This is a genomic window from Lysinibacillus sp. GW821-FHT14F06, from assembly GCF_058803665.1.
This window is the reverse complement of record NZ_JBXAPF010000075.1, coordinates 1-779: the sequence shown is the minus strand read 5'-3', so window position 1 is coordinate 779 and position 779 is coordinate 1. Positions and strand designations below refer to the sequence as shown.

Sequence of the window (779 nt, the reverse complement as noted above, 5' to 3'; positions counted from 1 at the left end):
ATGGTGAATCCTCATCATGTCAATCGTTCCAAAGAGCTAGATGACAATCTTCAAACAAAGAATGACCAAAAGGATGCGCTCGTCATTGCACGTTTAATGCGAGATGGACGGTTTAGTTACCCACGTATTCTAGAAGGCGTGGAAGCTGAATTGCGTAATGGTACAACCTTGCGTGCCAAAATCCAAGAAGATGTAAATGCCTTACAAAATCGAATGATCCGTTGGTTAGATCGCTTTTTTCCTGAGTTTACACAGGTATTTAAAAACTTCGGGAAAATGGCGTATGCGGCGCTTGAAAAGACACCACTGCCGATGGACATTCAAGGGAAAACGCCAGAAGAATTATTATTTTTATACCGCCAAGTAGATGGGATGAAAAGTCCACAGCTACCAAAGGCAAAACAATTAGTCGAGGTGGCACAAAGCTCGATTGGACTGACAGAAGGCTTAGTGATGGCACGCATTGAAATCGCTACACTACTTTCCCAGTATCAATTGATGCAAGCTCAGCTTGATGAATTAACAGCCCAGCTTATAGAACTGGCAAAACAAATGACGGATTATGCGTATTTAGCATCAGTACCTGGAATCGGAGACGTAACAATTGTCGAGCTGCTTTCCGAAGTTGGTTCTCTTACACAATATGAGCATCCACGCCAATTAATCAAACTAGCGGGACTCACATTACGTGAAAACTCTTCTGGACAGCATAAAGGAAAAAAACGGATTTCTAAGCGTGGTAGAAGAAAACTTCGAGCTCTTTTATTCCGTGTCATGAT

General features: G+C 42.2%; 1 protein-coding gene. It reads left to right on the top strand.

Features of this window, described 5'->3' with window-relative positions:
* The coding region (locus tag AC1RNS_RS26435) for an IS110 family RNA-guided transposase (RefSeq protein ID WP_492996779.1) at positions 1–779 on the top strand (779 nt) is incomplete at both ends.